General features: G+C 70.1%; 4 protein-coding genes and 2 pseudogenes. 1 reads left to right on the top strand and 5 read right to left on the bottom strand.

The genetic code is table 11. The annotated features are described in order from the left end of the window. Window positions 1–309 (top strand): annotated as a pseudogene (locus AC2TEW_RS38150) (transposase); the annotation flags it as partial. Between the two features lie 145 nt (window positions 310–454). Here AC2TEW_RS38150 and AC2TEW_RS38155 read toward each other — a convergent pair. The 5 genes and pseudogenes from AC2TEW_RS38155 to AC2TEW_RS38175 form a co-directional block, all read right to left on the bottom strand. After that, window positions 455–595, bottom strand: a pseudogene (locus AC2TEW_RS38155) (IS3 family transposase); the annotation flags it as partial. A 339-nt stretch (window positions 596–934) separates the two neighbouring features. Continuing rightward, on the bottom strand, window positions 935–2,290 hold the full coding sequence (locus tag AC2TEW_RS38160) for an IS110 family RNA-guided transposase (RefSeq protein WP_484627770.1): 1,356 nt from the start codon (window positions 2,288–2,290) through the stop codon (window positions 935–937). Window positions 2,291–2,526: 236 nt separating this feature from the next. Beyond that, window positions 2,527–3,612: an IS110 family RNA-guided transposase gene (locus AC2TEW_RS38165; RefSeq protein ID WP_484627771.1), complete on the bottom strand. Its 1,086-nt coding sequence runs from the start codon at window positions 3,610–3,612 to the stop codon at window positions 2,527–2,529. Window positions 3,613–3,815: 203 nt separating this feature from the next. Next, window positions 3,816–4,214 (bottom strand): type IV toxin-antitoxin system AbiEi family antitoxin domain-containing protein, encoded by a 399-nt coding sequence (locus AC2TEW_RS38170; protein ID WP_484627668.1) that lies wholly within the window; start codon window positions 4,212–4,214, stop codon window positions 3,816–3,818. Then, complete coding sequence (locus AC2TEW_RS38175; RefSeq protein WP_484627669.1) at window positions 4,211–5,065, bottom strand: IS5 family transposase; 855 nt, start codon at window positions 5,063–5,065, stop codon at window positions 4,211–4,213. The genes AC2TEW_RS38170 and AC2TEW_RS38175 overlap by 4 nt, the downstream gene beginning before the upstream one ends. Window positions 5,066–5,133 lie beyond the last annotated feature (68 nt).

The raw sequence follows: 5,133 nt of genomic DNA on the forward strand, positions 1-5,133 counted from the left end.
GCTCCACCGGGTCGTCCTCGACGAACCCGGCTCGCGGGGCGAGCTGGACCGGTCGCGGTGCGCGGTCGACTCGGTGAACATGAGGGCCCTGAAAAAGGGGAGCCGACAGGTCCGAATCCTGTCGATAGGGGCACGTACGGGTCGAAGATCCACCTGCTCACCGAACGTACCGGTTTACCCCTGTCGCTCGCGATCTCCGGGGCCAACGTCCACGACAGCAGGCCCTGATCCCGCTGGCCGACGCCATCCCGCCGATCCGTTCGCGGCGCGGCCCCAGGCGACGCAGACCCGGGAAGCTGCACGGCGGCCCCTCCGCCGTGTCGATCACGGTAAGGTCGGTGACCCACAGCCGGTCCGGGGCCTTCGCGGTGAAGTCGCGCTTGACCAGGTCCGGGGCGAACTCGGCCGAGGCGTCGGCCATGGTGGTCTTCCACCGCCGCGTGCGGGGACTGATCCCTGCCAGGCCGGCCTCGCGCATCAGCCGCTCGACCCGCTTGCGTCCCACCCGCACGCCCTCGCGGGCCAGGTGGGCGTGCACGCGCGGAGAGCCGTAGACGCCGTGCGACTGCTCGTGGACCTCCTTGATCTTCTCGGCGAGGGCGGCATCGTCGGTCTCGTGGCGGGAGGGGTGCTTTCGGCGGGCGCGCCGGCGGTAGCAGGTGGAGGGCGGCGTGCCTGTCTCCCGACTCCCAGGTGGGGGTGCTCGTCGAGGAGCGCGATCACCTGGGCCGGGTCAGGTCGAGCTGGGCCGCGAAAAACGCCGAGGCTGTGCGCAGGACCTCGTTGGCCCGGCGCAGGTCGCGGACCTCTTTGCGCAAGGCGACCAGTTCCTCCTTCTCTGCGGTGGATGCTGAACGGAAAATCGACGCTCAGCCGGGCAGGCGGCAGCGTCCGTTTCGCGGAGCGGAACGGACGAACGCGTGAGCGGATTGGGTCAGGCTGCGGGTGTGAGGGTGACCTGGTGGCCGAGGGTTTGGAGTTGTCGGACGAGGTCTCGGGTCTTGCGGGCGGTGTTCAGGTGGCGTTGATGCCAGTCGGCGCCGAGGTCTTGGTAGCGGGCGTCGGGGTCGTTGATCAGGTGCCAGGCGATGACGAGGATCGAGCGGGCGACGGCGACCAGTGCCTTTGCGTGGCCTCGGCGTTTGACGAGGCGTCGGTAGCGGGCGCCGAGGAAGGTGTCCGTGCGGGCGGCGGCGTTGGCGGCTTCACCCAGGGCGCCCTTGAGCCAGGGATTGCCCCGGCCTGCGGGGCCGGTGGTGTTCTTCGTGCCGGACTGGATGGTTCTCGGGCAGAGCTTGGCCCAGGAGACCAGGTGCTCCGGGGTGGGGAACCGGCTCATGTCCAGGCCGATCTCGGCGAGGATGATCTGCGCGGTGGCCGCTCCGACGCCGGGGATCGCGTCGAGGCACTCGATCAGATCACGCGCCGGCCGTCCCGGGTGAGCGGCCGACACGCTCTCGTGCCCCGCACCGTTGCTGGCGACCTCACCGTCGTCGCCGGGCGGGCCGGTCATCTCGGCGAGGAGTGTGCCGATGCGCCGGTCGAGTTCACTGAGCTGCTGGGTGAAGTGGTCGACGGTGCCCAGCAGCACGCTGAGCAGGTGGCCGTGGTGGTCCTCGAACTGCCCGGTGAGGGCCTCGATGAGGGCCTCGCGTTTCTTGACCATGCTGCCTCTGGCCAGGTCGGCCAGTGTGCGGGGGTTGCTCTCGCCTGCGACCAGGGCGTCCAGCATCGCCCGTCCGGAGACGCCGAACAGGTCGGAGACGACGGTGGAGAGCTTGATCTGGGCGTCTTCGAGGAGCTTCTCGACGCGGTGCTTGTACCGGGTGCGGTCCTGGGTGAACGCGATGCGGGTGCGGGTGAGGTCGCGCAGCTGCCGCACCGGCTTGGGCGGCACGAACGAGGCGCGGACCATGCCGCGTTCGGCTAGCTTGGCCAGCCACACGGCGTCCAGCCGGTCGGTCTTGGGACGGCCTGGGACGTTCTTCACCTCGCGGGCGTTGACCAGCCAACACTCCAGGCCCCTGGCCTCCAGCAGGTAGAAGAACGTCTTCCAGTAGCTGCCGGTCGCCTCCATCACCACTCGCTGGACGCCGTGGACCCGAAGCCGGTCGCTGAGCTCCAGGACCGCGTTGGTCGTCGACGCCACCGTCCAGACCTCCTGGATCCGCCGGCCTTCGCGCTCCTCGTGCGGCAGCCGCATGCACACCACCCCGGACGCCTTCGCGATGTCGATCGCCGCGACCCGGGCCACCGCCCCGTCGGCCAGGTCCTCCCTCGTCTCCTCCACGGTCGTTCGCCCTTCGTACGTAGTTCTGGGACGGGGCCGTCCGGGAGGCCAGAGGGAGGCGGAGAAGCTGAACGGCGTGCTCAAGACGACAGTGCGTGGTCCCTCGGGCGGCCCCTCACCAGACTCCTATGCGGACTCGAAGCCCAAACATCATGCGGCGTCAGCAGACAGCCCCCGCGCCGATTTTCACGCCCGCGAGGCGTCATCCGCAGGTGAACGGCTGACTCCTATAGACGTCAAGCCGCAGGAGCAAGGTCGGTTTGGGTGATTCGTGAGGTTGGCGTGCTGGTCAGTGCGCGGTAGACCTCGCGGGCGACGAAGCGCTTGAGGCAGCGCGTGATGTCCTTCTTCGACATTCCTTCCTTGGTGCGGCGGGCGACGTAGGCGCGGGTGCGTTCGTCGTAGCGCATGCGGACCAGCACGATGGTGTGGAGGGCGTTGTTCGCGGCCCGGTCACCGCCTCGGTTGAGGCGGTGGCGGTGGGTGCGGCCGGAGGAGGCGGGGATCGGTGCGACGCCGGCCAGGTGCGCGAACGCTCCCTCGGAGCGCATCCGTTCGGGGTTGTCCCCGGCCGATGCGAGGAGCTGGCCGGCGGTCTCCGGGCCGACGCCGAACAGCGCGAGAAGTTCCGGCGCGGCCTGCCGGACCAGCGGGCCGATCTCGGTGTCGAGTTCGGTGATCTCCTCGTCCAGCGCTTGGTGGCGGCGGGCCAGGCGCCGCAGGGCCGCCTTGGTCGCGGCCAGTGGCGTCGACAGCTCCGCGCCGGGCCGCAACCGGGCGAGCGTGCGTATCAGGGCGGCCCGTTCCAGCCCCGCGAGCTGCTCGCGCACGACCGCGGGGGCGGACACGAGCAGGCCACGGATCTGGTTCATCGCCTGGGTGCGGGCCTTCACCGCGCTGCGGCGGGTGACCCGCAGCACCCGCACGGCCTCGACCACACCGTCGCGGCTCTTCGGAACCCCGGTGGCCCGTCCGGAGGCCACCGCCGTGGCAGCGGCGTAGGCGTCGATCGGGTCGGACTTGCCCCTCAGCCGCCGGGTCTTTCGGTCCGGCCTGTCGACGTCGACGACAGTGACCCCGGCGGCGGCCAGCACCCGGGCGAGTTCGGCGCCGTAGGCGCCGGTGCCCTCCACGCCGACCGCGCTCAGGACGCCGTGCGAGCGCATCCAGTCCAGCAGGTCCCGGTAGCCGCGGACGGTGGCCGGGAACTCCCGGTCGGCGAGGTGCCGGCCAAGCGGGTCGATCACCGCCGCGTGGTGGGTCAGGCCGTGAGTGTCGACTCCGCCGGTGATCTCCGTGCTGTCGTGCGTCATGCTGGTCATGTCCGTCCTTGCCGCTTGTCCGAGCCGAGGGCGGCACGCGCCGGTCGGGCGGGTGGACAAGACAGTGACGGGGCCTCTGGCCAGGCTCCTGACTTGTTGAATCGAGCCCAGGCGCGCGGTCTGCAGCCGTAGCGTCCAGGGTGTCGGTCGGCACGGGCCCGCAGTGCTCCTTGCCGCCCACGGGCTGGCTCTCTCAGAGGACGTTAAGTCCGTTTCTGGTAGCGGCCGCGTCCGGGTTGGTCGAGGAGTCCCTGACGAACGAGTCGTCCCAGGCGGGAGCGGGTGGCGTTGATCGAGGGCTCGTTGGTGGGCAGGCCGAGGAGTTCGTGTAGGTCGCGAACCCGGAAGACCCGCCCGGGATGCTCGTTGAAGGCGGTCACGATGCGCTGGTAGACGGTGGCGGTCTCCGCAGGGGCCGGCTCGTGGTCGGGCAGGGCGAGGCCGTCGATGACCTTGCCGGCGGTGGCGATCTCGGCGAGGCGGGCCTCTACCTCGGCCAGTGCACCGGTGAGTTGGTCAATCTGTTCGCGCAGGTAGTCGGCGCGTGTGGCGGCCTCGTCGTGTTCGGCCTGCAACAGCCGCAGGAGTTCGGTGACGTTCATGCTGCCAGCTCGACGTCGTCGCGCCAGGCAGGGCTGGGGGCGGTGAGGCGGCGGAGCATGCCGGCGGTGGCGGCCCAGTAGACGCGGGAGGCGGCGTTGTCGAGCCGGTGGTCGTAGTCGCGGGCAAGGCGCCGGTGGAGCATGAGGGTGCCGTTGACCTGCTCGACCACCCACCGCTTCGGTTGCGGAACGAACCCCTTGCCCACGTCGTCGGGGTTGCGCCGGACCACCTCGACGGTGATGTCCTTCACCGCCCCGTGGATGATCACGGCATCCTTGAAGCCCTGGTCGACCAGGGCCTTTTCCAGACGCATCCCGCACCGCTCGTCCGCCTGGTCCAGCAGGGCGATACCGGCCTCGTTGTCGTGCGCGCTCGCGGCCAGGACGACCACGCCGATGATCAGGCCCAGCACGTCGACGGCCAGTCCCCGCTTCCTCCCGGGCGTCTTCTTGTTCGCGTCCAGCCCCGTCGTCCCCTTCGGCACCCCGGCCGCCACGCGGACGGACTGGGTGTCGATGATCACCAGGGACGGGTCCTCTAATCGTCTGGCCCGCTCCCGCACCTGGCAGCGCAGGATCTCCTGGATCCGCTGGTCAAGGCCGTCCTGGCGCCACAGGGTGAAGTAGTAGAACACTGCCGACCAGGCCGGTAAGTCGTGCGGCAGGAGCCGCCACTGGCACCCCGTCCGGTTCTGGTACAGCAGCGCGTTCACGACCTCGCGCAAGTCACAGGAGCCCGGATCCCCGGTCGCCGACCGCGACACCCGCTCCTGCTTCCAGGCGGTGACCAGCGGCTCGATCAAGGCCCACTGCCCGTCGGACAAGTCTGTTGAGTACGGCATCCGTTCCATACCCCGACCCCACCATGCACACGACACGCGAGTCAGCCCGAATACCTCCGTACCCACAAACGGGCGAC

Source organism: Kitasatospora sp. NEAU-CNBT7 (assembly GCF_057220535.1).

Bases quoted from the DNA above. Each gene is read 5' to 3' on its own strand.
- AC2TEW_RS38165 (WP_484627771.1), bottom strand. From the start codon at position 3,612: ATGACCAGCATGACGCACGACAGCACGGAGATCACCGGCGGAGTCGAC.
- AC2TEW_RS38170 (WP_484627668.1), bottom strand. From the start codon at position 4,214: ATGAACGTCACCGAACTCCTGCGGCTGTTGCAGGCCGAACACGACGAG.
- AC2TEW_RS38175 (WP_484627669.1), bottom strand. From the start codon at position 5,065: ATGGAACGGATGCCGTACTCAACAGACTTGTCCGACGGGCAGTGGGCC.